We start from the raw sequence: 25,830 nt of genomic DNA, 5'->3' as shown, positions 1-25,830 counted from the left end.
CGCTTCCGGCTCCCGTTGCCTTCGGCAAGCGTTACTTCGACCGGGAGACATCATGAGCAGGATCCGTATCGCGCCGTATAAGGGTCCCGCGGGAGGATGGGGCTCGGCCAAATCGGTCGCCAAATATCTCGGCTCCGAACATGTGGTCGTGGAGGGGCCGGCGGTTCTCCTAAAACAGAACAAGCCCAACGGATTTGCGTGCGTGAGTTGTGCTTGGGCCAAACCCTATCCACCACATCCTGCCGAATTCTGCGAAAATGGCGCCAAAGCTACGGCTTGGGAGATAACCAAGAAGCGTGTCACTCCTGCGTTCTTCCAGGAACACACGGTCAGTGAACTGCGGACCTGGAGCGACTATCAGCTCGAAGCCAGCGGACGCCTGACGACGCCGATGAAGTACGATGCGGCGACAGATCGGTTCGTCGCCGTCGATTGGACCGAAGCCTTTGCCGCCATCGGCCATGAGCTCGCCGCCATTCGCGAGACAGACCCGAAGCGAACGGTCTTTTATGCGTCGGGCCGTGCCTCGCTCGAAACGAGCTACATGTACGCGCTCCTCGCTAGGCTCTACGGCAACAACAATCTGCCCGACAGTTCCAACATGTGCCACGAGTCGACGTCGGTCGCCTTGGCTGAAAGCATTGGCGTGCCGGTCGGCACAGTGACGCTCGACGATTTCGACAAGACCGATGGCCTGTTTTTCTTCGGGCAGAATGTCGGCTCCAATGCGCCGCGAATGCTGCACCAGCTCCAGGAAGCAAGCGACCGTGGCGCAACGATCGTCGCGTTCAATCCGCTCAAAGAACGCGGCCTTGAGCGCTTCATCAATCCACAAGACCCGATGCAGATGGTCACGCGCATCGAAACACCGATCGCGCGGGACTATTTTCAGGTGCGCCCCGGCGGCGATATAGCTGTTGTTGCCGGCATGTGCCGCTGGCTCATCGAGGCGGATGGCGCCGCACAGGCAAAGGGCGAAGCGCCACTTCTCGACCACGATTTCATCGCCCAGCACACACATGGTTTTGGAGCGTTCTCGGTGTGGGCGCTGTCGCTGGACTGGAAAGATCTCGAACGCGAATCCGGCCTGTCACGCGCCGACATCGAAAAGGCCGCGCGGCTTTATGCGCGCACGAAGGCGGCAATGGTCATCTACGGCATGGGCATCACGCAGCATAAGCTGGGCGTGCAGTCGGTGCAGATGCTGGTCAACCTCCTCTTGTTGCGCGGCAATATCGGCCGGCCAGGCGCGGGCATCTGCCCGGTTCGGGGCCACTCCAATGTCCAGGGCCAGCGCACGGTGGGCATCGCCGACAAGCCCGAGCTCGTGCCGCTTGACCGCCTGGAAGAACTCTACGGCTTTTCAGCCCCGCGCGAAAAAGGCCTGACGACCGTCGAAACCTGCAAAGGCATTATCGATGGAACTGTCGAAGCCTTCATCGGCCTCGGCGGAAACTTCCTGCGCGCCGTCCCCGATCACGGACCTATGGAAGAAGCCTGGTCCAGCATGCGCCTCACCGTGCAAGTGGCCACCAAGCTCAACCGCGGCCACCTCTTCAATGGCAGGGTGTCTTATCTCCTCCCCTGCCTTGGGCGGATCGAAAAGGACAGGCAGGCCAGCGGCGAACAGATCGTCACCATCGAGGACAGCACCGCTTTCATTCATAAGTCCAAGGCCCTGGTCGAGCCGGCAAGCCCCGATCTGCTATCGGAAGCCCGCATCGTCGCAGAAATTGCTAAGGCGTGTCTCCCACACAATCCTAAGGTGGATTGGGACTCCTGGGTCGCCGATTATGGCCTCGTTCGCGACGCTATCGCGCGCACCTACCCGGAGCAGTTTGCCGATTTCAATCGCCGGATGAACGAGCCAAAAGGCTTTCGCCGGCCAATCGCCGCCAGCCATCGGGAATGGAAGACGAAGACCGGCAAGGCGAACTTCGTCATTCCCCCTGCTCTCCATTCCAGCTTCGACGACGGCTCAGATGATGAGGTGCTGCGTCTGATGACGCTACGCAGCAATGATCAGTTCAACACGACGGTCTATGGATATGACGACCGCTTCCGCGGCATTCACGGCACGCGCGATGTGATCCTCCTCAACGAAAAGGACATGCAGCGCTTCGGCATCAAGGAAGCCGATAGCGTAACAATCGAGACCGTTGCAGACGATGGCGTCACGCGGCGCCTCGGCGGTCTTCGCGCGGTTCGTTATGACCTACCCGAGGGCAGTTGCGCGGGATACTACCCCGAGTGCAACGTGCTCATTCCCATCTGGCAGCATGCCGAGGGCAGTCAGGTGCCGGCCGCAAAATCCGTGCCCGTGAGGATCGTGCGATGAGCTTTGCCACGCACGTCACTTCCTATCCCGAGCCTTGGGGTCGCGGCCTGGCGCAGCGCGAAATCGCCGAAGAAGCGGCGGTCGCAATCGTCGTCAACGGGACGACCCTCGCCGTGATGATGGCTACGCCGGCCGACCTCGAAGCTTTCGGTATAGGCTTTGCCCTCAGCGAGGGCGTCATCGACAGCGTGGACCAGATCGAGCGGCTCGAGGTCATCGATCATCACCGCGGGATAGAAGTCCGGCTCTGGGTGGACCAGCCGCGCGCCATGGCGCTGCTGCAGCGGCGCCGGCAGTCCCTTGGGCCAACCGGTTGCGGCCTCTGCGGTATCGAGAGCCTCGAACAGGCGCTACGTCCTTCAGCCTTGGTTTCGTCCCGGCTCGACCTCACCCCGCACCAGGTCATGGAGGCCATGGACGCGCTGCGTCTTGCACAAAGCCTTAACGCGGAAACCCACGCCGTTCATGCTGCGGGGCTTTGGCACCCGAAGGGCGGCCTGCTCGCCGTCTGCGAAGATGTCGGACGGCACAACGCCCTCGACAAACTGCTTGGCCGAAGCCGCCAGTTGCGCCTCCCCACTACCGAGTGCGCGCTTTTGCTCACGAGTCGGATTTCCGTCGACCTCGTCCAAAAGGCAACCGTGCTAGACGTCCCGCTACTGATCGCCGTCTCTGCTCCGACAAGACTGGCGCTCGAGACTGCCGCCGAGGCTGGCCTTCAAGTCATTGCGGTGGCCCGCGGCGACGGATTTGAACGATTTTCACCGGCTGCGAGTGCCCGCAGCTGAGCTTACTTCGCGACTGGTTTCTTGCCACTTCGGCTAGTCGGCGCCAGCAAATACGCCGACTAGCCGAAAGATCATTGCGGGGGCTGCCCGTTGGATGCGCTCACGCCGCCGTCGACGGGAATGTTCGCACCTGTCATGAAGCTCGCATCCTCGCTCGCAAGAAACGCGATGACGGCTGCAACCTCTTCGGGCTCGCATGGACGACCAAGCGGGATGCGGGCATTGAACTCTTCGAGTGCTTCAGGATCCTTGAACGTCTCTTCGGTCATCGGCGTTCGCGTGAGGCTCGGGCAGACGGAATTGACGCGAATACCGCGCTTGCCGAGGTCCATTGCCAGTGAGCGGGTGAAATTGACGACACCGCCCTTGGCAGCGTTATAGGGCAGCGTGTTCCAGTCCCCGCCGGTGCCCGAGACCGACGCGGTGTTGACGATGCAGCCCTTGGTTTTTTCGAGGTGCGGAATAGCCGCGCGGCAACCGAAGAAAACACCGTCGAGGTCAGTGGCGATGACCTTGTGCCAGTCATCGTCCGAAATCTTGGCAGGATCGCCACCGCTATAGACGCCAGCATTGTTGACCAGCACATCGAGCCCGCGGAACCTGGCCACAGTTTCCTCAACCATCCGGTCGACCTGGCTGCGATCAGAAACATCGGCGGTGATGGTCAGAACAGCGTCCTGCCCGATCGATGACGCTGTCGCGGATAGATCGGAGACGTCTACCAGCGCCACCTTCGCGCCTTCGCTGGCGAAACGCTTGGCCGTTGCTGCGCCAATCCCCGACGCTGCACCCGTGACGAGAACGACTTTATCCTTAAACCTTTGCATCGCACCGATTTCCTGTTGGCTGTTTGCCAAGCAACGGCGAAGCGTGCCGATTGATCCTTCGCTACCCCGGCAAATCGTTCATCGTCGGAGCGGAGAACCCGTGGGCAGATGTGTGGTGCAGTGAACAGGCTTGGCCGTCCCCTTCATCCGCCTGCCGGCAAGTTGACCTTAAGATTCTGCGAGCAGCGCTTTGATGTGTGGAAGGATTGCTTCGACTATGATGCGCACCCCTTCGGCATTCGGATGCATGCCATCGGCCTGGTTGAGCGTGGCGTTGGTCGCTACGCCTTCGAGGAAAAACGGATAAAACGCCGTGCCGAATTCCGCTGCAAGGCTTGGAAAGACTGCGTCATAAGCCTCTACATATTGACTGCCAAGGCTTGGGCTAGCGCGCATGCCGGCCAAGAGAACCGGGATGTTCTCATCCCGAAGCCGACGGAGGATTGCCTTGAGATTCTCGCGCATCGCGTCGACCGGCAGACCCTGCAGCATGTCATTGGCGCCGAGTTCGAGCACAACTGCATCGGGCCGATCGGCCAGCGACCAATCAAGGCGCGCCAAACCATCGGCCGACGTGTCGCCCGAAACGCTGGCATTGACGATCGTAACCTCGTCACCGAGCGCGGCCTGCAATTGTCCAGCAAAGCTGTCTTTTGCAGAAAGGCCGAGACCCGCCATCAGGCTGTCGCCGTAGAGCATCAACGTCCGCTCGGCCGCATTGGCTGGAGCCAGTATCAAGCCGACCGCCAACACGGCAAGGGCAGCGCGAAATATCGCGTCACGAACAATTTTTCTCATCGCTGCTGTTCTTTCCGTCGAGACCACATACTTCTCGTTCAACGCTTTACCGAATGGAAGTGCCGCCGATGAGCAGCCCTGTCGTTGCGACTGCCGCCATGAACCTGCACCTTCGGTCAGGCAAGACGCCACTTCACATCCTCAAGGACATCGAGTTTTCCATCGCGCCCGGCGAGGTCGTTGCCGTGGTCGGCCCGTCGGGCAGCGGCAAGACATCGCTGCTCATGGTACTGGGCGGCCTCGAACAGGCAACAAACGGTCACGTGAGTGTAGCGGGTACATCGATCACCGGACTCGACGAGGATCAGCTGGCCATTTTCCGGCGCCAGCATCTCGGCATCCTCTTTCAGAATTTTCATCTGATCCCGTCGATGACTGCTCTCGAAAACGTCGCATTGTCTCTTGAGATCGGCGAAACCGGGCAGTCTTACGCGGAGATCATGTCCGCAGCGAAAGCGGCTCTGGTGGCCGTAGGCCTTGGCGACCGTCTCGATCATCGCCCAAGCGCGCTCTCTGGCGGCGAGCAGCAGCGAGTCGGGCTTGCTCGGGCTATCGTCAACAAGCCGAAACTCCTGCTCGCTGACGAGCCGACCGGCAATCTGGATCAGGACACTGGCGCCAGGGTCATCGATATGATGTTTGCCCTGGCCCGCGACAATGGCACCGCAGTGTTCCTCATCACCCACGACCCTGCCCTCGCCCGCCGGGCCGATCGCGTGCTTTCGATGAATCATGGGCGGCTGACGCCGCTTACCGAAGACGTGACGGCATGAGCCGCCTTCTCAGCTGGGTCCGCATCGGCATTCTCGATCTGCGCGGCGATGTTCGCCGCTTCATCATTCTGCTCGCCTGTCTCGCGCTGGGCGTCGGCGCCATTGCGGCTGTGTCGTCCGTTGGCGCCGCGCTCCAGGCTGCGGTGCAGCGCGACGCGCGTGTCATCCTGGGCGGCGACATCGAGATCCGCATGCGCGGCAGCGATATTTCGTCTGAGCAATGGGCTGCGGTTGAAGCGCTCGGCCAGGTAACGCGCGTCGTCGACCTCAACGCCCGTGCCAGTGTCAACGACGCCAGTACGCTCCTGAGCCTCCGCGCGGTTAGCGCGAACTATCCTTTGCTGGGCAAGGTCACCGTAGCGCCCGCGACGGACCAGCCGATTGGCCAATTGCTCTCGGTCAGGGATGGCCTTCCAGGCGCAATTGTCGATAAGGGCGTTCTGGATCGTCTCGGCATCGCGATCGGCGACGCCATCAGGATCGGCGATGCCGATTTTTCAGTCCGCGCCACGCTTGTCGCATTGCCAGACCAGGCAGCCCAAGGGTTTCAGCTTGGTCGCCCTGCCCTTGTGCTCGATAGCGCGTTGAGCGCCGCCGGGCTGCAGCAGCAAGGCGTTCTCAGCCGCTTCAGCTATAAGGTTCTGCTTGGGTCAAAAGATGCCGCATCTGCGATTGCGGAGCTCACGGACGTATTCCCGGACGCCGGATGGGATTTGCGGCAACCTGAAGATGCCGCGGCCAACCTCAAGCGCTTTTTCGATCTTTTCGCGCGCTTTCTGACATTGGTCGGCCTGTCGTCGCTGCTGGTCGGCGGCGTGGGCGTTTCCAATGCGATATCGGCCTATATCACTGAAAGGCGCAGCTCGATCGCGACCCTGCGCAGCCTCGGCGCCACCAGCGCCCGAGTCATGGTCCACTTCCTGACGCAGGTTCTGGTGCTCTCTCTCGCCGGCGTTTTGATCGGCCTCATTCTCGGCGCAACGACCAGCCTTCTTGCCCTGCCCTTTCTCTCGGGCATGCTCGGCATCGATCTTGCTCCCACGCTAGACGTGGGATCCCTGTCCACCGCCGCGCTCTTCGGCCTGCTGATCGGTTTTGCCTTTGCGCTTCTGCCGTTGCGTGGCGCGCAAAAGCTCAAGCCCGCCAGCCTTTTTCGCGCCTCCGACGGCGGCGAGACGCGCATCAGCTGGCGTGACCTCACCCATTGGCGCACGGGCGTGCCGCTGCTGCTCGCGCTGCTGGCCATTGCCGGATTGGCCATCCTCACCACCGCCTCCTTGTCACTGGTTCTGTGGTACGCCATCGGCGCTGCGGTCGCATTCGCCTTGCTCCGCGCCGCCGCGTGGCTCCTGCAAGTCGCGCTGCGGCTTTTGCCGCCGCTTCCCAACACAACGCTGCGCCAAGCCTTCAAGGCGATCCATCGCCCCGGTTCAGTCGCGCCCGTCGTCGTGCTTTCCCTTGGCCTCGGTCTGGCGCTGTTGCTGATGATCACCCTGCTCGACCAGAACCTGCGCAGTCAGATCGATAGCGTCGTCGCCGAAGATGCGCCTGCTTTCGTGCTGCTCGATATGCCCAAGGACCAGGTGCCGCTGGTTGAATCCTTTGCCGCGTCCGACCCAGATATCGAGACGCTCGAGACCATCCCGATGCTGCGCGGCACCATCGAGCGGATCAAGGGCACGCCAGTTATCGATATCGGTCCGGTTCCAGACGACATCGCAGATATGTTCGAGGGCGACGCGGCCCTGAGCTGGGCAAGCAGCGTGCCGGAGGGCTCAACCGTCGTTGCCGGCGACTGGTGGTCCGATACCTATTCCGGCCCGCCGCTCGTGTCCCTGAGCACCGAACTGCGCGACCCTCTCGGCCTTTCCGTCGGCGACACCATGACCATCGCCATTGCCGGCCGCCCGATCGATGTCACCATCGCCAATTTTCGTGACATCGACTGGCGTGAAGGAGGGCTCAATTTTCGCCTGCTGTTTTCGCCAGGCGTGATCGAAAGCGCGCCGCAGACTGTGATGGGCACTATCGATGTGAAACATGGCACCGCCGCTGCGGTCGAGAATCGTCTTGGAAAGACGTTTCCGACTTTGAGCTTCCTGCCGGTCGGCGATGCCATCGAGCGGATCGAAGCCATTCTTTCGAGCCTGGCCAACGCCGTCGCCCTCGTCGGCAGCCTGGCAGTAGTCTCTGGAGTGCTGGTGCTTGCTGGCGCCATGGCGGTGGGGCGGAAGCAGCGCGAAGCCGACGCGGTCGTCATGAAGGTGCTGGGCGCCACGAGGCGCAAGGTCATCGTCGCGTTCGTCGTCGAATATGGCGTGCTGGGCTTCCTCGCCGCGGCCCTGGGTGCAGCCCTCGGCATCACCGCAGCCTGGGCGATCCTGACCTACGTCATGGAAATCCCATTCGCCCCGAACGCATTGACGGTCGTCATCGTCGTCATCGGCGCCGTTATCACGACGATCGCGACCGGCGTTCTTACGACTTGGTCAGCCATGTCCGTGCGCCCGGCGCGACAACTTCGTGCAGATGTGGGATGACAGCGACCAGCCGCACCACCCTAACGACAACAATGTAATTGAAAAGGGTGGCGCGAGAGACGGGGCTCGAACCCGCGACCTCCGGCGTGACAGGCCGGCGCTCTAACCAACTGAGCTACTCCCGCATCGGCGAACTGTTCGTTCGCTGAACGTGAGGCTCATGTACCCAGTGCCCATTCCCAAGTCAAGCGCCGCTCGAGCGTTCCGGCATAAAAACTTCACAGATGTCGACGCGGCTGTGGAAAACTATGAAACAACAAGCATCAAGCCGCATTTTTTCACGCGGCATCTGAAGCTGGATGATTGTGGGTGAGAAGACCGGGCCCAGTGCGACGAAGACGATTCATGTCCGCGCCAGCCGGCTGCGGCCTTCTAGCCCACCTCAGGCGTCAAAAGCCAGTGCGAACTTGAGCTAGTTCTGACGAATAGCCTCCACGACGCGCGCATAGGTGCCCTTGTCCTGGTTGCCACCCTCGCGGCATTGCTTGGTGCCGACGTCGACCGTCGTGGTCTGGGCAAGTGCCGCCCTGGAGATCGGGAAGCGACTGGTAAAATTGGCCGCAGTCTGGTGGTCGCTGTGCTCGTTGAAGTGGAACGCGGCGAGGTTGCGCCCTTCGCTACTAACGAATAACACGACAGTGCACACATAGTCGTCGTCGGCGCGATCGTAGTTGGTGAGGATATTGACCAGCTCCAGAGCCGAGCCGGTATAGGTCAACATCAGATCGACCCACTGATTGCGCTTCCAGTCCCATTTGCCATGAAAAATCTGGCAGGGGTTTCCCGCGCCGAGCGTCGGACAGGTGTCGAGATCGACCCGCTGCCAATCATAGCCCTTCCAGTCGCCGCGCCCATCGGCCAAGGCTGCGCCGCTGCCGCCGAGCAGTAGCGCCGCGGCGAAAACGAGCGAAAGGAATCGGGGTTGGGTCATAACCCGAGCATTGATCTCACATTACTGGCCCCGCAAGCCTAGATGGCGCGGCTCCGCGAGAAATGATGCGGCTCTAGCGGCGGAGCTCGAGAATTCTTCGGGCGCGGGCGATAATCGGCGCGTCGACCATTTTGCCGTCGACCTGAAAAGCCCCCTCGCCCGTTCGGGCCGCCTCGATGACGCGCTCAGCCCAGGCGAACATGTCCGCGCTCGGCGAAAAGGCCGTGTTCAGCACCGGCACGACAGCGGGATGTACGCAGGTCGCTCCGTCAAAGCCGTGGGCCTGCGCCTCGCGTGCGGCTAATTCGATGCCGGCAAGATCGGAATAGTCGGCGGCAGAGCGCAGAAGCCCGAACGACCAGAGCCCACGGTCTTTTGCAGCATAGTGAACCAGCAATTTCGGCAGGCGCAGGACATCGGGTGTCGGCTCGGCACCAAGCGAAAGCGCGAGATCTTCGCCGCCGACCGAAAGCCCGGTCAGGCGTGACGCCCGGGCGATGGACCGCGCATCCATGACGGCGCCGATATCTTCGATCAGAGCAACCAGTTGAAGTGGCGTCCCTCCCGCCTCTTCAGCGTCGAGAATAACCGCGAGGCTCTCGATAGCATACGCGCTCCGCACCTTGGGGACGTATAGCCCGTCGGCCCCTGCCTTAATCGCTGCCCGCGCGTCGTCATGCTGTCGTTCGCCGTCATTGATCCGCACGAAAACCTGGGCGCCGCCCTGACGGACGCTGTTTATGGCTGCCGCCAAGCCGGCTCGCGCCCCGTCCTTTGCTTCGGCAGGTACAGAATCTTCAAGATCGAGAATGATCGCGTCGGCGCCGCGCTCGTGCGCCTTGGCGATAAATCGCTCCTGATGAGCTGGAACATAAAGAAGCGAACGCATCAGGCGGGTCCTCCACCGGCCCGAGGCAGCGCGATTCCTGCTTCACGAAAGATTTCGTCGTTATGCTCGCCAAGACTGGGAGCGGGCCGACGCCAGACGCCGGGCGTAGCAGACAGGCGCGGCAGGATATTGTGCATCGGAAGCGGCGCTGCGCCTTCGTCTTCGACCGGCACGATGACTTCCCGCTCGTTGAAATGCGGATCGTCCATCGCCTGAGCGATGTTATAGACCGGCCCAACCGTCGCTCCGGCCGCTCGCATGGTTTCAAGCGCCTCGCTGCTGTCCAGATGCGCGAACCACTCGCCGACCGCGGCATCGACCAGGTCGCGATTCTTGACACGATCGGAATTGGTCGCAAAGCGTGGATCATCGTTCATATCAGCTCGACCGATGATCTCGAAAATCCGCCGCGCCACCGCGGGGGTAGAGCCCGAAAGAGCAAGATATTTTCCATCCGCACACTTATACACATTTCGGGGCGAGGCCGTGTTTGACGCGCTGCCGACGCGCTGCTTGATCTTGCCGGTCCTGGCGAAAATCGCGGCTTCCGGGCCCAGAACCGAAAACATCGGTTCGAGCAGCGATAGGTCGATCACCTGCCCCGCCGCCGTGCCCGCCTGACGCGCATATAGCGCCATCATGGTTGCGGAGGCGCCGTAAAGCCCGGCGATCATGTCGGCCAAAGCGAGCGGCGGCAAAACCGGCTCCCGGTCGGGAAAGCCGGTGCGCTCGGCAAAACCGCTCATGGCCTCGACGATCGTTCCAAACCCCGGCAAGCGCGAATAGGGGCCGGTCTGCCCAAATCCAGATATGCGCACCACGATGAGGCGGTTGTTTTTCTCAAGCAGTCTTTCCGGCGCGAGGCCCATCTTTTCGAGCGTGCCGGGGCGAAAATTTTCGATGAAGACGTCAGCGGTCTCGATCAGCCGCCATAGCGCATTCATCGAGGCCGGATCGCGCAGGTTCAGCATCACCGAGCGCTTGTTTCGTCCATAAACTTTCCAGAACAGGGACAGGCCGTCGTCTTTCCAGTCGCGCAGCGGATCGCCTTCCGGCGGTTCGATCTTGATGACATCAGCACCGAAATCGGCAAGCTGCAGGCTGAGCATGTTGCCCGCCATAAGCCGCGACAGGTCGAGGACACGAATGCCCTCGAGCGGACCGGTAGCCGCGGGGTCGAACCGCTTGACGTTCTCGCTCATCGCAGCCGTTGTCCGCTCGTCCGGTCAAAGATGAAAACCTTTGCCGGATCGATCACCAGATGCACGTTTTCGCCTGGGGTGAGGAGGGCATGGTCGCGGATGGCCGCCGAGATATCTGTTTCGCCGGCGCGTGCCAAAACCTCCTGCGCGTCGCCGGTCGGCTCGACCACGATGACCGATGCCGGCACGCCGCTCGTGCCCAAGGTGATATGCTGCGGGCGAATGCCATAAACGATTTCGGTTCCTGGGGACACATCGAGCGGCGTTCCAAGTGGCAGCGACACGCCGCCGGCAAGGTTGATCGCTGAGCCGCCCTCATAACGCGCCGTCACCAGATTGATCTCTGGTGAGCCGATGAAGCCCGCGACAAAAAGATTTGCCGGATTGTTGTAGAGCTCGAGCGGAGCACCCGCCTGCTCGATGCGGCCATTGTTGAGCACGACGATCGTGTCGGCCATCGTCATCGCCTCGGTCTGGTCATGCGTCACATAGACCATTGTCTTGCCCAGGCGCTGATGGAGCCGTTTGATCTCGCCGCGCATCTTGACGCGCAGCTTCGCATCAAGATTCGACAGGGGTTCGTCGAACAGAAATGCCCGCGGGTTGCGCACGATGGCGCGGCCCATGGCGACGCGCTGCCGCTGGCCGCCCGAGAGTTCGCGCGGCAGGCGATCGAGCAGGTTTTCGAGCCCTAGGATCGCCGCGGCTTCGGCCACCCGGGTCTTGATTTCCGCCTTCGGCGCCCCCGCAAGCCGGAGCGAAAAGCTCATATTGTCGGCCACCTTCATATGCGGATAAAGCGCGTAGGATTGAAACACCATGGCGATGTCCCGCTCCTTGGCCGGCATATTGTTGACGACCTTGCCGCCGATGGTGATCTCGCCCGAGGTGATATCCTCGAGCCCGGCGATCATCCGCAGCAGTGTCGATTTCCCGCAGCCTGAGGGCCCGACCAGCACGACGAATTCGCCATCGGCCATTTCAAGCGAGATGTCGTTGAGAACCTGCACCGAGCCATAGGTCTTGGCGACATGCTTGAGTTCGATTTCCGCCATGCTGGCCTCCTCTGTTAGCTTTCGACGATCTCGAAGCGGCCGACGCTCATCCGCCCGGCCGAGGCGAGGCGAATGCCCGCCATGCCATAGGCATAGGCGGTGTCGGTCGCGGTGATCAGCTGCTGGCCGTTGACGGCAAAGCTCAATGTGTCACCCTTCACCGAGAAGGCGAACTGATAGCTCTTGCCGGATTCCGGCTTGAACGGCGCGCGCGAGAGAACAGTCGACCCGAAATCCTCTTTGAGGATAACGACCTCATCGCCCTCAAAGCCCGCTGCATAGAACCGCCCGGTGCCCTGCACCCGTGCGGTGACCAGTTGCGAAATGCCCGACAGGCGCCGCATATCGGCCGAGACGACCACGTCACGCGCATAGTAGTGCCCGGTCCACATATCGGCGTCGCCCGCAGTGTGCCCGTGGATGCGCCCTTCCTGCTTGGTCCAGTGGCCGCGATTGAAGGTGAAGCGCGTTATGGCGCCCCATTCCTGCGTTTCGACGGCCGGGTCGATGGCCGTATGCCCCGCGCCCTCGACCTTGAAGTCGGCAAGGAACAGCCGGCCGAGGAATTTGAGGCGTCCGAAATACTCGATGGAGACACCGATCTCGTCGATCGCCTCATCACCCTCGGGCACGACGAAGCTGTAATCCTGCCAGCCTTCGGCAGAGGGCACGTGCCAGGCGCCCGTTTCCTCGATCGCCCCGCTCATCGTCCGCCGCACATAGGGCGCGACGCGCAGATTGCCATCGCCATTCCAAGGGTCGAGCCAGAGCTTGAACGATACTGTCTGGCCCGCATCCACCACCGGAGAAAACATCGGACGATAGCGCTCGTCGTCGAAATCGCTGCGGCGATAGAACGGCTTCCAGAACACGCGCCCGCCCTGCCCGCGCTCCAGCCGATCGAGCTGGATTTCGAGCGACCCGCGCGAGCCTTCGACATGACGCTCATCGGAATGCTTAAGGGTGATCTGGTTAAAGCCCTCGGTCCGGAAACCATGGGTCGAGCCGGGCAGGTCGAAGTCGAACCGCAGGCCGCGCCGGGTGAAATCTTCAAGCCACAGTTTTGGCACCTCGCGCCCAGCAAGCTGCAGCGCCAGCACGGTCAGTTCGCGCGCGAAGCTCGGGATATCGACGATGTTGATCGAGCCCACGATGCCCGAGGCGACGAGGAAATCGTTGATCGGTTCGCGATACTTGCCCCAACCTTCCTGCAGCCCCTGGAATGTGCCGACGATCGCCGCGGCATTGCCGGCGTTACAGTCGGTGTCCCAGCCCGCCATGGTGGCGATCTCCGCCGTCCGCGGCAGGTCGCCCTTGCCATAAAGGATCGACATGATGGTGACCCCGGCATTGGGAATGATGTGGCAAACGCCGGGATAGCGATCATACCCCCAATAGGCCGTCAGCATGTCGCGGCAGGCGCGCCAATTGTCCGGATTGGCCTTATGGAAGTCGATGACGGCCCGGCACACCCGCGCATAGGTCGAGCTGGAGTCGATCGTGCCCATCGCCGTCTCGACGATCTCATCGATGCTCGTGGCTTCGAATGCCGCAGCGATCGCCGCCGCGCAGAAGCGCGCGCCATTGAGCCCGTCGCCATCATGAGCCACCGAGGCTGCCATGGCCGACATTTCGGCTGCGCGCTTGGGATTGCCTGGGTTCACCCAACCCCAGCTGTCGATAAAGATCTGGCCGCCGATCTGCTCGGCAACAGTGGTGCCGTTCTGCGCGATCGAGCCAGACTGGGGCGCAGGAATGCCGGCGCGCAGATTACGATAGGCTGTGTGCTCGGTCGAAACGCCGAATCCGCCCCACCAATACATGCCATGCTCTTCGGCAGCATAATTGAGCCAGGTCTTGCCCACATCCTCGGCTGTTGCGTTGAGCCCATAGTCGCGCAGCGCACGAATGAAGTAGACCGGTCCGTTGGTGTCGTCGTCCGCAGCGAAATTCTTGAAATCGCGCAGATACTGCGTCACCTCGCCATAGGTCTTCTGAATGCGATCATAGCTCCAGATGGTTGGTTCTACCGGAGCGCCGAGGCGCACGCCGATCGCCTTGCCGATAAAGCCGGCATAAATCTTTTCGAGAATTTCGGTTTCGGACAGCATCAAAGGTCTTTCAGTCGATAAGGGTCAGAGTTTGAGAAGGACGGCGCGCGCTTCTTCGCGCTGCGCAGCTGCGGCGCGGTCTGCCTTGAGAATCTGTGCTGCAGTTTGCGCAAAGGAGTCGGCGGAAGCGGTAAGATCGAGCCTGTTGGCCGTGTCGATCTGCGCCTGATCGGCAGGATCGATCACCGCCTCGCCGTGTAGAGCGCCGAGAATGGCACCGGCCATGACGCCGATGGAATCCGTGTCGCGTCCCGAATTGATTCCGTCCTCGATCGAGCGGCGGAAATCCCCGTCATTGAGGAGGCAGAAACCAAGCGCCAGCGGCAGCTCCTCGATCGCCATCAACCGGCTTGGGCGATAAGCGTCAGTCAGACGGCCGGCCTTTTCGGGCATGTGATTGACATCGTCGCCCATGACCGAAAAGCGCGCAATCGTCGAATGGAAGGCCGCGCAGACCTGGTCGTAGCCTGCGCCGGCGCCGCGCATTTGCCGGGCCTGCTCGGCAATAGCCATGATGGCTTCGCGCGTGCCGTCCTTGGAAAGGCCGATCACCGTGTCGACGATCCGGTCGATGGTCGTTCCGGGCACGAAGGCAGCAGAAACCGCGGCGGCCATTGCGCCAGCGGCTTCAAGACCGTAGCTCTCCTGGTGGCCCGATGCGAAAGCAATCGCTTCGTCATAAGCGGCCTTGGGGTCGGCAGCGTTCACCACCCCGATCGGGGCGATATACATAGCCGCGCCGCAATTGACCATGTTGCCGATCCCGCCCTGGCGCGGGTCGCAATTGGACAATTGATGGCGCTGGAAAATCCATTTTTCCGGATAGAAGAGGCGATCGATCAGCATCGCCTCGCGCTGCAGTTCAGGCACCCAGCGCGGTGTCCAGGCAATCTGCCGAACCATGCCGTCGGCCATGTCCCAGGCATCGAGATGGCGTTTTTCCTCGGCATAGATGTCCATCAGCGCCAAGGTCATCAGTGTATCGTCCGTGACAATGCCGTCGCCGCGCACCCGATGATTTCGCGCCGCAGGCGGCAGGTCCATCTTGTGCCAGCGCGTCATCACCGAGGTCACCCGCCCATAGCGCGCCCTGATCTCGGCGGCCGACAGTTTTTCTACCGGCGCACCCAAGGCATCGCCGAGAGCGATCCCATGGAGCATGCCGCGGACGCGGGATGAGAGGGTTGGTGTCATGTTATCTTCATTCCTGTCGCCGCTGATGCACGGCCCTAGCAGTCGACACCCTCCCCTTGTGGGCTTGGGCGTGTCGTTTGGTAAATCGCTCCGGTGGAGCGATTTGAGCGATCCAGCCCACGAGAGCTATGCTCGTCTGGCTGGATCAAGGGTGAGGGTGAGAGCCACAAAACTGCGGCTCTCGCACCCCCTCCCAACCTCACTCGTAAGGAGTGAGGTGCCGTAGGGGGGGCGTGGAACCATCAGGCCCCAGACCCAGGATTTTTACTTCAGCACCGTCGCCGCATATTCGGCCATGCGGGTGCCGCCGGCCGCGTTGTACTCGTCGACGAACTGCTGCCACTGGTCGAGGCTCGCTTCGCCGGTGATGAACTTGGCCACCCAGGAGCGATAGACCTGCTCGGTGGCGTCGACATCGGCGGCATAATCAGCGGGCCAGACAAAGGCGTTGTCGGCGACGAAATTGTCCTTGATCGTGTCGAGCGCAGCCTGGGCAGTCGGGGACAAGAGCGGGGTCGGCGGGACCCAGTTGGCTGCGTTGAAGAAGCGCGCATACCAGGTGGAGATCTGGTCGGTGAAGGTCACAGCGCCGCTCGCATCCGTGTTGTGATGCACGCCTTCAAAGCCGAGCCGATCGATATCCTGGCCTTCCTTGGACGCCATGAAATCGAGTACCGCAAAGGCCTCGTCCTTGTGCTCGGAAAGCGACGAGATCGCAAAGCCACGCGATTCCTTGGAAACGTCGACGGCAGCCAGACCCTGTCCGCCCGGACCTGACGGGATCGGCAGCAGAGCGAGGGTAATGTCTTCGCCCGGATGAGCCTGGCGCATCTTGCCTGCATAGATGTCGATGACCTCCGGCGAGGAGCCGAAGACGACGCCAGCCTTGCCGGTGTAGAACTTGTCTTCCTTCACGTCGAACGTGTTGGTGACATATTCCTTGTCGAAGAGGCCCTTTTCGGCGAGGCGGGCATAGAACTCGATCTTGGCCTTTTCTGCGTCGGTGACGCGCGAATTGACCCAGGCGCCATCGGCATTCTTCATCCAGGTACCGGTCACGCCGAAGGCCTGGTTGAAGATGGAGTCGAGTTCGTTGGTATTGCCGAAGCCGGTCAGGCCCAGCGTATTGCCCGGCGTGCCGTCACCGTCGAGGTCGGCATCATGGATTGCCTGGAACAGCGCTTCGTATTCTTCGACAGTCTTGGGCGGTTCCATGCCGAGCTGATCGAGCCAGTCCTGCCGGATCACCGGCTGCGGCGCGCGCGGCGGATAGATGTAGAGCAGGTACGGATAGTTGGCGAGCCGATCGACATTGTGCGGCCAGAGCGCGTCCTTGATATGCTCGGACTTCTCGATGAACGGGTTCAGGTCCTCGAGAATGCCCTGCTCGGCCATTTTCTGGTCGCCGCCCTGGAAATAGATGATGTCGGGGATGTCGCCCGAGAGCAGCATTACGCCCAGGGCATCGACATAGGCAGCCGTGCCGCCCGGCAGGTCGACGGTCTGGATATCGATGTCGTGACCCGCAGCCTTGAGTCCGGCTTCGATCTCTTCGATTTCCTTCATGTCGTCGGGATTGGTCGTCAGCAAGTCCTTGCTGACCAGCCGAATGGTCGTCTGCGCCATCGCCGGGGCAATGCTTGCACCCAGCAAGGCCACGGCAGTCGTTGCCAGCAGCAGTTTCTTGATCGTCATTGGTCGTCTCCTCCGTTGTTTTCAGTCATGCCGCCGAAGCGGAATTCGTTTTGGATGGCGGCTGACGCCGCTCCCTTCCGTCCTCCCCCATCAAGGGGGCAATGCCGTATCGCGTGCGTGGAACCATCTTTCCGCCGCACTGGCGTCCACCTCCCCTTGGTGGGCGGAGGCAGGGCGGGGTGAAGCCGCAAACACCGAACCCAAAGCCACTTCATCCCTTCAGCGCCCCCGACATCGTCCCCTTGGTGAAGAATTTGAGGATCAGCGGGTAGATGGCGAGGATCGGCAGGATGGTGATGAGGATCATCCCGGCTTTCAGTGCCCTGATGTTGATCTGGGCGATGCCGATATTGTTGTTGGCATTGTTGGCGCCGACGATGGCGATCTTGTCGCCCTCGATGACGAACTGCCGGAGCACCACCTGCAGCGGCCATTTGCTCTGGTCGTTGAGATAGATCATCGCCCGGAAGAACTCGTTCCAGTGCAGCACCAGGTAGAAAAGCGCGATCGTTGCGAGCGCCGATTTGGCAAGCGGCAGCACCACGAGGAAGAAGGTCTGGAAGGGATTGGCGCCGTCGAGTTCGGCGGCTTCCAGCAGCTCGCGGGGAATTTCCTCGAAGAACCGCACGAGAATGATGAGGTACCAGGCGCTGATCGCCTTATACATGATCACCGACCAGGGCGTGTTCAGAAGGCCCATGCGCTTCATCAGGAAGTAGTCGGGAATGATGCCCGGCTCGAAGACGATGGTCACGAGCACAAGGATGAAGATCACCCGTCGGCCCGGCAGGCCCGGCCGTGAAAGGCCCCAGGCCATGAGTGCCGTGCCCAAGACGCCGATGACGACACTGGTGGCGGTCATCCAGATCGAATTGAAGATGCCGCGCTGGACATTGGGATGCTGCAGCAGCAGCGCCCAGACATCGGGCGAAAAACCATCGGGAATAATCGAAAGGCCGGAAAAGCCGGCAACCTTGCTCGGATCGGAGAATGACAGAGCCAGAAGGTTGAGCAGCGGCTGCACGGTGAAGACGACGAGCAGCAGCAGCGTCGAAACGATGAGCACGTATTCCACGCGCTCGAGCGGCGTGCGGCGGGATTGACTGGCCATTACCAAAGCCCCTTGCCGGTCAGGCGCTTGCTGACGAGATGCGACGAGACAACGAGGATCATGCCGATCACCGCCTTGAAGAGCCCCGCGGCGGTGGCCAACGCGTATTCGCCGGTCGAAAGGCCCAGCCGGTAGACATAGGTGTCGAGGATATCGATGGTCGATGCGTTGACGTCGTTCTGCATGTTGATGACCTGGTTGAGGTCAGCGCTCAGGAACATGCCCATGTTGAGAATGAAGAGCGTTGCGATGGTCGGCACGATGCCCGGGATGGTGACGTGCCAGATTTTCTGCCAGCGATTGGCCCCGTCCATCTCGGCGGCCTCGTAGAGCTGCGGATCGATGGCGAAGATGGCGGCAAGATAAAGCAGACTGTCCCAGCCGGCAGAACGCCAGATTTCGGAGATGACCAGGACCCAGCGAATGGTGCCGGTATTGGTCATGTAGTTCACCGAAGGAAACCCGAACGCATTCTGGATCTGATTGACGGCACCGTCGGTGGGCGAAAGCAGCGCGATGAACACGCCCGCGATAACCACCCAACTCAGAAAGTGCGGCAGGTAGATCGCCGACTGGACAAATCCGCGCAGCTTGCCGCTACGGATTTCATTGAGCAGCAGCGCAACGATGATCGGGACCGGGAAGACGAAGAGGATCTTCATCCCCGAAATGATCAGCGTATTGGCCAGCACCTGGTAGAATATCGGTGAGGAAAAGAGCTGCTGGAAGTTCTTGAGCCCCACCCAGATATTGGGTGGAATGATCCGTACCTGCTCGAACGCCATCTTGGCTTCCCAGATGGGGACATAGTGCCAGATGAAGAAAAACAGGAGGCCCGGTGCCATCATGGCGTAATAGGGCCACCATTGACGTACTTTCGCGCCCAAACTCGTCGTCGACGATAACGGAATGTTACCCGAACTGCGCACCCTCTCACCGACAGCGGGAACGTTCCCATCTGACGTCACGGCGGCGATCTTTTGCCCGTCTCCGGCAACCATGCTTAGTTCCTCCCTGCCCCGGCTATGCGCTGGGGCGCCGCAACCGAAAGGTCGGCGAGTGAGCCTCGCTCCAGCAATCGGCACGGCATATAGATCCGGCGGTGTTCCGGCCTGTGTTCGATTTCGTCGAAAAGCCCTTCGACAGCGCGTTCGCCGATATCCCGTCCGGGCTTGGCGATTGTCGTCAGTCCAGGCCAAGCGAACTCGCCAGACGGGATACCGTCAAATCCGAGGATAGAGACATCCCTGGGACAATCGAGACCCGCATCCCGCACGGCCATCATCGCGCCAAGGGCCATCATGTCATTGGCCGCAAAGACGGCGAGATGCCCGACCCGTGGTTGCGCCAATAGGCGGCGCATGGCTTCGCGTCCGCCCTCGACGGTGTATTCGCCATCTTCCACCGCCAGAACGCCCGGATCGAGATCGCGCTCGACGAAATGTTCGTGCACTGCCCGGAGAAACCGTGCGCGGGCCAGTCGCGACTTCGGCCCCAGAATGAGCGCTGGAGCCACATGCCCTTTCGACATCAGATGATCGAGTCCCAGGCGAACCGCCTGTGTGATATCCGAGCCAACGCTCGAAATATCCGGGTAGCGCTCGGCGCTCGAGCCGATGAAGACGCAGGGCATGCCGAAGCGGTCGAGGTCATCGAAACTGTCGGAAACGGGATTGACGATGGCCCCATCGACTCGTGCTCGCCGCAGCGTGCGAAGGTGGGTGGCCTCGGCTTCGGGATCCCAATCGGACGAAAAGACCAGCAAAGAGGCCCCTGCCCGCGCAGCGCGATCCTGCGCACCGCGCGCGACTTCGGCCCAGAACGGATTGGCGATATCGGGAATCACGAGTCCGAGCATGCCGCTCCGCCCGGAACGCATGCCGACCGCAAGATGATTTCGCTCGTAACCGACGGCGGCAGCTGCCTTGACGACGCGCTCCCGGGTTTCATCAGTAATATTGGAAGAACCAGCGAGCGCTCGCGCCGCGGTGCTCTTGGACACCCCGGCTCGCTCCGCAACATCGATAATGGTCGGCCGACGACTGCGGCTTCGTTCCACCATCAAACTTCCTCCACGCATGGGAACGTTACCGCGAGCGCTTCGAAAGTCAAGTGGCCAAAATAATTCTATCCCCGGAGTTCGGGGAAGCGACTGAAAAAGAAGGAGAAAAATGGTGGGCGATGACGGACTCGAACCGCCGACATTCTCGGTGTAAACGAGACGCTCTACCAACTGAGCTAATCGCCCGTCCGGGCATTTGCCGGAACGCTGCCCTGCTTAGGGTGCCCGTCGCCCCGCGTCAACTGCCAATATAAAGAAACGGCCCCGGCGAGAATTCGCGGGGCCGTTTGATCGACTGCGAAAGGGTAGACGCGCTTAGTTGATCGCGTCCTTGAGGCCCTTGCCGGGCTTGAATTTGGCCTGGTTCGAGGCCGGAATCTGGATCTCTGCACCCGTGGCCGGGTTGCGGCCGGTCGAAGCCTTGCGCTGCGAAACGGCGAAAGTGCCGAAGCCGACGAGACGGACTTCATCACCGGACTTCAGAGCAGAAGTGATGGCTTCAAACACTGCGTCCACGGCTTCTGCAGCCTGAGCCTTGGTAATCGTGGCCTTGTCGGCAACGACGCCAACCAGATCGTTCTTGTTCATCGCGTATCCTCACAGTGAATGCCCGCCCTCGCTGGCGAAGCTTTGGTGGCGGCAACCCTTGGTCGATTCTAGCTCAAGCGCAAGTGTTTCCGCCCTTTTGGCGAGGCCGAACGGTACGGAAACGTTAATGACGCGGAAATCCAGGGCCGACAAGGCCAAACATCAGGTTTTCCGGCCTTTTCACCGTCATTCCGCCAGCCTTTCCGCCGCATTTGTCCCGGTTTTCCTCCCAGGCATGATGGACGGCGCCAAGACACGGATCAGTATTTGCGATGGCCAGATCAATTCAGCCATTCATTACGCTCTCATCAAATGAGACGATTCCCTTGCAAACCTATCCCCTCTTCCGTAGCCGGGCGTACGCTAGTCTTTTACGCGGCGGCCAGTTTCGGCCGACGCACCGTCGCGAAAAGCGGGGTGGCAAGGAGATAGAGAGCAGCGCCGACAAGCCAGATTGTGCCGATCCAGATGTTTCTGGTCGCAAAGAAAATGGCGGTGGTCAGCACCGGCCCGACGATCCCGGCAAGGCTCATGAGACTTGCGAGGACACCCTGCAACTGTCCCTGTTGCTCGTCGCTGACTCGACTGGTGAGCAGAGACTGGAGCGCTGGCATGGCCACACCGCCGAGAGCAAAGAGCGGAGCTACCGCAAAACCCATCCAGCTCTGATCAGCGAAAGCCATCAGCGTATAGGCCAGTGTGTCGAAGGCCACGCCGATCATCAAGGTACCGAGATCGCCGAAACGCTTCGTCAGTGGGCCAACGAGGAAGGCTTGAGCGAGGGCGCCACTCACCCCAAAAAGAGACAGTGACATCCCCATATGGACCGAATCCCAGCCGAAGCGATCGGCGCCATAGAGCACCCAGATAGTGCCAGGGACGGCGGCGATGAGACCAAACACGACAGAGACCACAACCAAAGGCAGGAGCGGCTTGAAATTCCACAGCCAGACCAACGGAGCGATCGGGTTGAGCTTTTTGATATCGAAAGTCTCGTCGGATGCCTTTCGGCTTTCTGGGAGGATGAAAAGTGCGACAGCCAGGTTGAGGCCATTGAACAGCGCGGCGACTAGGAACGGCGAACGGAGCCACCAAGCGCCCATTACGCCGCCGATGACCGGACCAATGATGAAGCCGACGCTCATCACGGCGCCAATGAGCCCAAACCGCTGGGCGCGCTCTTCCGGCGGCGTAGTGTCTGTGATGTACGCCGAGGCGACCGCCATGTTGGCGCTTGTAATGCCCGCCATGGCGCGGCCGACGACCAGCATCCAGCCAATCGGGGTCAGCGCCATGATGAGATAATCGAGTAGCGTTCCGGCAAGCGAAAGCAACAGGATCGGGCGACGGCCAAACCGGTCGCTTAGCACGCCAAGCACGGGCGAGAAAATGAACTGCATGACGGCATAGATGGCCAGCATGGCGCCATAGAGGAAGCCAATGTCGCCGCCTTCGTTAAGTTGGGTCAACAATTCGGGCAGGATTGGAAAAATCAGGCCGGCGCCAATCGCATCGATCGCGACGGTGGCAAGAATGACGATCAGGGCCTTGTTCATCAGGACCTCCAGAGGTACCTTATCGACGATAAATTTATTTATCAGTGATAAGCTTACTTATGGTTGATAAGTCAAGGAAGAATTTTTCTATGGCGATTGATCGTGGCCAGATCGTCGATGAGGCGATGACGCTGCTCAACGAGGTGGGCATCGATAAGCTGACGACGCGAAAACTGGCGGAGCGGCTAAACGTCCAGCAGCCTGCGCTCTACTGGCACTTCAGAAACAAGTCGGCGCTACTCGACGCGATCAACAGCGAGATGCTGGCGCGATATCACACGCATCGATTGCCTGCGCCCGGCGAGGACTGGGTGGATTTCACCTATGCGACGGCTCGCAGCATGCGGAAGACGCTACTGGCGGTGCGCGATGGCGCACGGATTGCGGCTGGAACCCGACCGTCGACGGCAGATTTTGCTGACGCGGAATTGCAGCTCAAGCTCTATGTCGACGCCGGGTTTACCGCCGAGGAAGCGCTGCACATTTCGATCTCGGTGGCGCGCTATGTCGTCGGCTATGTACTTGAGGAACAAGGCGAACGCGAACGGCAGGCGGAAGAAGAAGGCCAGGACGGGGATATCGATGGCGCGCTGGAGCCGTTCCCAATTTTGGCGGAGGCGTTCCGATCGCTTGAGAAGGAGGGCACGATCAATACCGAGCAAGCCTTCGAGCGGGGGCTGCGGTACATGGTCGAGGGGATGCGGATGAGTAGGACTGGGACGAAGAAACCGTAGCGCTTTCCAATGAACGCGATTTACTTTCGATAGTCACTACCGGGCTTGTCCCAGTGGTCCGTGCGGAGGCGAGATGGATTGCCGGGACAAGCCGGGCAATGACGATGGGGGCGCGGTTAATCTCTTTGCAGGCTCTCAATACAAAAACGGCGGCCTTTTGGGCCGCCGTTTTCATACTCAGTCGATTGCTTAGTGCGTCAGGCTGGCCGAATTGTCTTCGACCGGATCGGTCTTGGCGACGGCGGGAGCCTCGTCGAAGTTCCATTCGATAGGCTCGGGCTTGCGCACCAAGGCGCGTTCGATCACCTGGTCCATGCGAGACACCGGGACGATCTCCATGCCCTCCTTGACAATATCCGGGATCTCCTGGAGATCGCGAACATTTTCCTCAGGGATCAGCACCGTCTTGATGCCGCCGCGGAGGGCTGCAAGGAGCTTTTCCTTGAGACCGCCGATGGGGAGCACCCTGCCCCGCAGCGTGATTTCGCCGGTCATGGCGACATCATTGCGGACCGGAATACCGGTCATCACCGAGACGATGGCGGTCGCAAGACCGATACCGGCCGACGGACCGTCCTTGGGCGTTGCGCCTTCGGGCAGGTGGACGTGGATGTCGCGCGTGTCGAACATCGGCGGCTTGATGCCGAAGTCGATCGAGCGGGACCGGACATAGGCCGTGGCAGCCGTCAGCGATTCCTTCATCACTTCCTTGATGTTACCGGTGACCGTCATGCGGCCCTTGCCCGGCGTCATCACGCCTTCGATGGTGAGGATTTCGCCGCCAACCGACGTCCAAGCGAGACCCGTGACGAGACCAACTTGGGATTCGGCTTCGATCTCGCCATGCTTGAAGATCAGCGGGCCGAGATATTCGGCGAGCTTTTCTTCGGTGATCTCGATCGACTTGACCTTGGTGCGCACGATGTCCGTCACGGCCTTGCGCATCAGCTTGGAGATTTCGCGCTTGAGATTGCGGACGCCGGCTTCGCGGGTATAGCCGCGAATGACCTTCATCAGCATCTCGTCGGAGAGAATGAACTCGCCGTGGGCGATGCCATTTTCCTTGGCAGCTTCCGGGATCAGGTGCTGCTTGGCGATCGCGTGCTTCTCCTCTTCGGTGTAACCCGAGAGACGAATGATCTCCATGCGGTCCATCAGCGGGCCGGGGATATTCAGCGTGTTCGAAGTGGTCACGAACATCACGTCCGAAAGGTCATAATCGACCTCCAGGTAGTGATCGGCGAACGTATTGTTCTGTTCCGGATCGAGCACTTCGAGCAGAGCCGAAGACGGATCGCCGCGGAAGTCCTGGCCCATCTTGTCGATTTCATCGAGCAGGAAGAGCGGGTTGGACTTGCCGACCTTCTTGAGCGACTGGATGATCTTGCCGGGCATGGAGCCGATATAGGTGCGGCGGTGACCGCGGATTTCGGCTTCGTCACGGACGCCACCGAGCGCCATGCGCACGAACTCGCGGCCGGTCGCCTTGGCGATCGACTTGCCAAGCGAAGTTTTGCCGACACCCGGAGGGCCAACGAGGCAGAGGATGGGGCCCTTGAGCGTGCCGGTGCGAGCCTGCACGGCCAGATATTCCAGGATGCGCTCCTTGACCTTATCCAAGCCGTAGTGGTCCTCATCGAGCACCTTTTCAGCCAATGCCAGATCGCGCTTGACCTTCGACTTCTTGCCCCATGGGAGGCCAAGAAGCGTATCAAGATAGTTACGCACGACAGTGGCTTCAGCCGACATCGGGCTCATGCCCTTGAGCTTCTTGACTTCGCCGTCAGCCTTGGCGCGCGCTTCCTTTGAAAGCTTGGTCTTGGCGATGCGCTCTTCCAGTTCGGTGATCTCGTTGGCGCCGTCTTCGCCGTCGCCGAGCTCCTTCTGAATCGCCTTCATCTGCTCGTTGAGATAGTACTCGCGCTGCGTCTTCTCCATCTGGCGCTTGACGCGCGAGCGGATGCGCTTTTCGACCTGCAGCACGCCGATCTCGCCTTCCATCAGGCCGATGACCTTCTGGAAGCGTTCAATGACAGAAACGGTCGACAGCAGGTCTTCCTTTTCCGGAATCTTGATGACGAGGTGGCTGGCGATCGTATCGGCGAGCTTGGACGGGCTCTCGATCTGACCGACCGCTGCCACAACCTCTGCCGAGATCTTCTTGTTCAGCTTGACGTAGTTTTCGAACTCGCTCTGGGCCGAGCGCGCCAGAGCTTCGAGCTCGGTCGCGTCTTCTTCCGGTTCGGGAAGCGGGCTGGCTTCGGCTTCGAAATACTCTTCGGTCTGCAGATAAGTGTCGATCGTCGCGCGGCTCAGGCCTTCGACCAGCACCTTGACGGTACCGTCGGGAAGCTTGAGGAGCTGGAGCACAGTGGCGATGGTCCCGGTGCCGTAGATCTGGTCCGGAGCTGGATCATCGTCCTGCGCATTCTTCTGGGTCACGACAAGAATGTGCTTGTCGTCGCGCATGACTTCTTCAAGTGCCTTGACCGACTTTTCGCGCCCCACAAAGAGCGGCACGATCATTCCGGGGAAGACCACGATGTCGCGCAGGGGAAGCACCGGGTAAACCCGGTCCCGGCTAACTTGGCCGGTTGGATTGACGTCCGACATCATATTTCCTTTCCGGGGCGCGCCG

20 protein-coding genes and 2 tRNA genes are annotated in these 25,830 nt (G+C 61.0%); 5 read left to right on the top strand and 17 right to left on the bottom strand.

Annotated elements, in window-relative coordinates; genetic code table 11:
• Positions 1-52: 52 nt before the first annotated feature.
• The gene (locus VW35_RS12900) at positions 53-2,338 is read left to right on the top strand and encodes an FdhF/YdeP family oxidoreductase (RefSeq protein WP_046143465.1); all 2,286 of its coding nucleotides are present in this window, start codon (positions 53-55) and stop codon (positions 2,336-2,338) included.
• Positions 2,335-3,126 (top strand): formate dehydrogenase accessory sulfurtransferase FdhD, encoded by a 792-nt coding sequence (gene fdhD, locus VW35_RS12895; RefSeq protein WP_046143464.1) that lies wholly within the window; start codon positions 2,335-2,337, stop codon positions 3,124-3,126. The genes VW35_RS12900 and fdhD overlap by 4 nt, the downstream gene beginning before the upstream one ends.
• 71 nt (positions 3,127-3,197) lie before the next feature.
• On the opposite strand, the gene budC is transcribed toward fdhD, so the two are convergent.
• The gene (gene budC, locus VW35_RS12890; protein ID WP_046143463.1) at positions 3,198-3,953 is read right to left on the bottom strand and encodes a meso-2,3-butanediol dehydrogenase; all 756 of its coding nucleotides are present in this window, start codon (positions 3,951-3,953) and stop codon (positions 3,198-3,200) included.
• A gap of 168 nt (positions 3,954-4,121) precedes the next feature.
• Positions 4,122-4,751: an arylesterase gene (locus tag VW35_RS12885; protein ID WP_046143462.1), complete on the bottom strand. Its 630-nt coding sequence runs from the start codon at positions 4,749-4,751 to the stop codon at positions 4,122-4,124.
• A 68-nt stretch (positions 4,752-4,819) separates the two neighbouring features.
• On the opposite strand from VW35_RS12885, the gene VW35_RS12880 reads away from it, so the two are divergent.
• A complete protein-coding gene (locus VW35_RS12880; RefSeq protein WP_046143609.1) occupies positions 4,820-5,524 on the top strand; it encodes an ABC transporter ATP-binding protein in 705 nt (234 codons plus the stop codon).
• Positions 5,521-8,064: an ABC transporter permease gene (locus VW35_RS12875; protein ID WP_046143461.1), complete on the top strand. Its 2,544-nt coding sequence runs from the start codon at positions 5,521-5,523 to the stop codon at positions 8,062-8,064. The genes VW35_RS12880 and VW35_RS12875 overlap by 4 nt, the downstream gene beginning before the upstream one ends.
• Positions 8,065-8,112: 48 nt before the next feature.
• Here the strand turns inward: VW35_RS12875 and VW35_RS12870 are convergent.
• From VW35_RS12870 to tet(30), 14 genes are all read right to left on the bottom strand, one after another.
• Positions 8,113-8,189: transfer RNA gene (locus VW35_RS12870), tRNA-Asp, on the bottom strand.
• A 287-nt stretch (positions 8,190-8,476) separates the two neighbouring features.
• Entirely contained in the window at positions 8,477-8,995 is a 519-nt protein-coding gene (locus VW35_RS12865; RefSeq protein WP_046143460.1) for a hypothetical protein, read from the bottom strand.
• Positions 8,996-9,068: 73 nt separating this feature from the next.
• Entirely contained in the window at positions 9,069-9,884 is an 816-nt protein-coding gene (locus VW35_RS12860; protein ID WP_046143459.1) for an HpcH/HpaI aldolase/citrate lyase family protein, read from the bottom strand.
• A complete protein-coding gene (locus VW35_RS12855) occupies positions 9,884-11,086 on the bottom strand; it encodes a CaiB/BaiF CoA transferase family protein (RefSeq protein WP_046143458.1) in 1,203 nt (400 codons plus the stop codon). Before VW35_RS12855 ends, VW35_RS12860 begins: the two co-directional genes overlap by 1 nt.
• The gene (locus VW35_RS12850; RefSeq protein ID WP_046143457.1) at positions 11,083-12,141 is read right to left on the bottom strand and encodes an ABC transporter ATP-binding protein; all 1,059 of its coding nucleotides are present in this window, start codon (positions 12,139-12,141) and stop codon (positions 11,083-11,085) included. Before VW35_RS12850 ends, VW35_RS12855 begins: the two co-directional genes overlap by 4 nt.
• 14 nt (positions 12,142-12,155) lie before the next feature.
• Positions 12,156-14,252 carry an ADP-ribosylglycohydrolase family protein gene (locus VW35_RS12845; RefSeq protein ID WP_046143456.1) on the bottom strand — a complete coding sequence of 699 codons (2,097 nt, stop codon included), beginning with the start codon at positions 14,250-14,252 and terminating at the stop codon, positions 12,156-12,158.
• A 24-nt stretch (positions 14,253-14,276) separates the two neighbouring features.
• Positions 14,277-15,446 carry an ADP-ribosylglycohydrolase family protein gene (locus tag VW35_RS12840; RefSeq protein WP_046143455.1) on the bottom strand — a complete coding sequence of 390 codons (1,170 nt, stop codon included), beginning with the start codon at positions 15,444-15,446 and terminating at the stop codon, positions 14,277-14,279.
• Positions 15,447-15,710: 264 nt separating this feature from the next.
• Entirely contained in the window at positions 15,711-17,141 is a 1,431-nt protein-coding gene (locus VW35_RS12835) for an extracellular solute-binding protein (protein WP_244465900.1), read from the bottom strand.
• 211 nt (positions 17,142-17,352) lie between these two features.
• Entirely contained in the window at positions 17,353-18,252 is a 900-nt protein-coding gene (locus VW35_RS12830) for a carbohydrate ABC transporter permease (protein ID WP_046143454.1), read from the bottom strand.
• Positions 18,252-19,253, bottom strand: a complete 1,002-nt coding sequence (locus VW35_RS12825) for an ABC transporter permease (RefSeq protein WP_083982758.1) — start codon at positions 19,251-19,253, stop codon at positions 18,252-18,254. The genes VW35_RS12830 and VW35_RS12825 overlap by 1 nt, the downstream gene beginning before the upstream one ends.
• 2 nt (positions 19,254-19,255) lie before the next feature.
• Positions 19,256-20,314, bottom strand: coding sequence for a LacI family DNA-binding transcriptional regulator (locus tag VW35_RS12820; protein WP_046143452.1), 1,059 nt, complete (start codon positions 20,312-20,314; stop codon positions 19,256-19,258).
• 110 nt (positions 20,315-20,424) lie between these two features.
• Positions 20,425-20,500 (bottom strand) — tRNA-Val (locus VW35_RS12815).
• A 129-nt stretch (positions 20,501-20,629) separates the two neighbouring features.
• Positions 20,630-20,902, bottom strand: coding sequence for an HU family DNA-binding protein (locus VW35_RS12810; protein ID WP_046143451.1), 273 nt, complete (start codon positions 20,900-20,902; stop codon positions 20,630-20,632).
• A gap of 371 nt (positions 20,903-21,273) precedes the next feature.
• Complete coding sequence (tet(30), locus tag VW35_RS12800) at positions 21,274-22,470, bottom strand: tetracycline efflux MFS transporter Tet(30) (RefSeq protein WP_280136765.1); 1,197 nt, start codon at positions 22,468-22,470, stop codon at positions 21,274-21,276.
• A 77-nt stretch (positions 22,471-22,547) separates the two neighbouring features.
• On the opposite strand from tet(30), the gene VW35_RS12795 reads away from it, so the two are divergent.
• Positions 22,548-23,192, top strand: a complete 645-nt coding sequence (locus VW35_RS12795) for a TetR/AcrR family transcriptional regulator C-terminal domain-containing protein (RefSeq protein WP_046143449.1) — start codon at positions 22,548-22,550, stop codon at positions 23,190-23,192.
• A gap of 189 nt (positions 23,193-23,381) precedes the next feature.
• Here VW35_RS12795 and lon read toward each other — a convergent pair whose 3' ends face one another.
• Positions 23,382-25,805, bottom strand: a complete 2,424-nt coding sequence (gene lon / locus VW35_RS12790) for an endopeptidase La (RefSeq protein ID WP_046143606.1) — start codon at positions 25,803-25,805, stop codon at positions 23,382-23,384.
• Positions 25,806-25,830 lie beyond the last annotated feature (25 nt).

It is taken from the genome of Devosia soli (genome assembly GCF_000970455.1).
GTDB lineage: Bacteria > Pseudomonadota > Alphaproteobacteria > Rhizobiales > Devosiaceae > Devosia > Devosia soli.
This window is presented reverse-complemented; position numbering and strand designations above follow the sequence as displayed.

Excerpts from the sequence above, each read along its gene's own strand:
- VW35_RS12900 (WP_046143465.1), top strand. The coding sequence starts at position 53 with ATGAGCAGGATCCGTATCGCGCCGTATAAGGGTCCCGCGGGAGGATGG.
- fdhD (WP_046143464.1), top strand. The coding sequence starts at position 2,335 with ATGAGCTTTGCCACGCACGTCACTTCCTATCCCGAGCCTTGGGGTCGC.
- budC (WP_046143463.1), bottom strand. The coding sequence starts at position 3,953 with ATGCAAAGGTTTAAGGATAAAGTCGTTCTCGTCACGGGTGCAGCGTCG.
- VW35_RS12885 (WP_046143462.1), bottom strand. The coding sequence starts at position 4,751 with ATGAGAAAAATTGTTCGTGACGCGATATTTCGCGCTGCCCTTGCCGTG.
- VW35_RS12880 (WP_046143609.1), top strand. The coding sequence starts at position 4,820 with ATGAGCAGCCCTGTCGTTGCGACTGCCGCCATGAACCTGCACCTTCGG.
- VW35_RS12875 (WP_046143461.1), top strand. The coding sequence starts at position 5,521 with ATGAGCCGCCTTCTCAGCTGGGTCCGCATCGGCATTCTCGATCTGCGC.
- VW35_RS12865 (WP_046143460.1), bottom strand. The coding sequence starts at position 8,995 with ATGACCCAACCCCGATTCCTTTCGCTCGTTTTCGCCGCGGCGCTACTG.
- VW35_RS12860 (WP_046143459.1), bottom strand. The coding sequence starts at position 9,884 with ATGCGTTCGCTTCTTTATGTTCCAGCTCATCAGGAGCGATTTATCGCC.
- VW35_RS12855 (WP_046143458.1), bottom strand. The coding sequence starts at position 11,086 with ATGAGCGAGAACGTCAAGCGGTTCGACCCCGCGGCTACCGGTCCGCTC.
- VW35_RS12850 (WP_046143457.1), bottom strand. The coding sequence starts at position 12,141 with ATGGCGGAAATCGAACTCAAGCATGTCGCCAAGACCTATGGCTCGGTG.
- VW35_RS12845 (WP_046143456.1), bottom strand. The coding sequence starts at position 14,252 with ATGCTGTCCGAAACCGAAATTCTCGAAAAGATTTATGCCGGCTTTATC.
- VW35_RS12840 (WP_046143455.1), bottom strand. The coding sequence starts at position 15,446 with ATGACACCAACCCTCTCATCCCGCGTCCGCGGCATGCTCCATGGGATC.
- VW35_RS12835 (WP_244465900.1), bottom strand. The coding sequence starts at position 17,141 with ATGACGATCAAGAAACTGCTGCTGGCAACGACTGCCGTGGCCTTGCTG.
- VW35_RS12830 (WP_046143454.1), bottom strand. The coding sequence starts at position 18,252 with ATGGCCAGTCAATCCCGCCGCACGCCGCTCGAGCGCGTGGAATACGTG.
- VW35_RS12825 (WP_083982758.1), bottom strand. The coding sequence starts at position 19,253 with ATGGTTGCCGGAGACGGGCAAAAGATCGCCGCCGTGACGTCAGATGGG.
- VW35_RS12820 (WP_046143452.1), bottom strand. The coding sequence starts at position 20,314 with ATGGTGGAACGAAGCCGCAGTCGTCGGCCGACCATTATCGATGTTGCG.
- VW35_RS12810 (WP_046143451.1), bottom strand. The coding sequence starts at position 20,902 with ATGAACAAGAACGATCTGGTTGGCGTCGTTGCCGACAAGGCCACGATT.
- VW35_RS12795 (WP_046143449.1), top strand. The coding sequence starts at position 22,548 with ATGGCGATTGATCGTGGCCAGATCGTCGATGAGGCGATGACGCTGCTC.
- lon (WP_046143606.1), bottom strand. The coding sequence starts at position 25,805 with ATGTCGGACGTCAATCCAACCGGCCAAGTTAGCCGGGACCGGGTTTAC.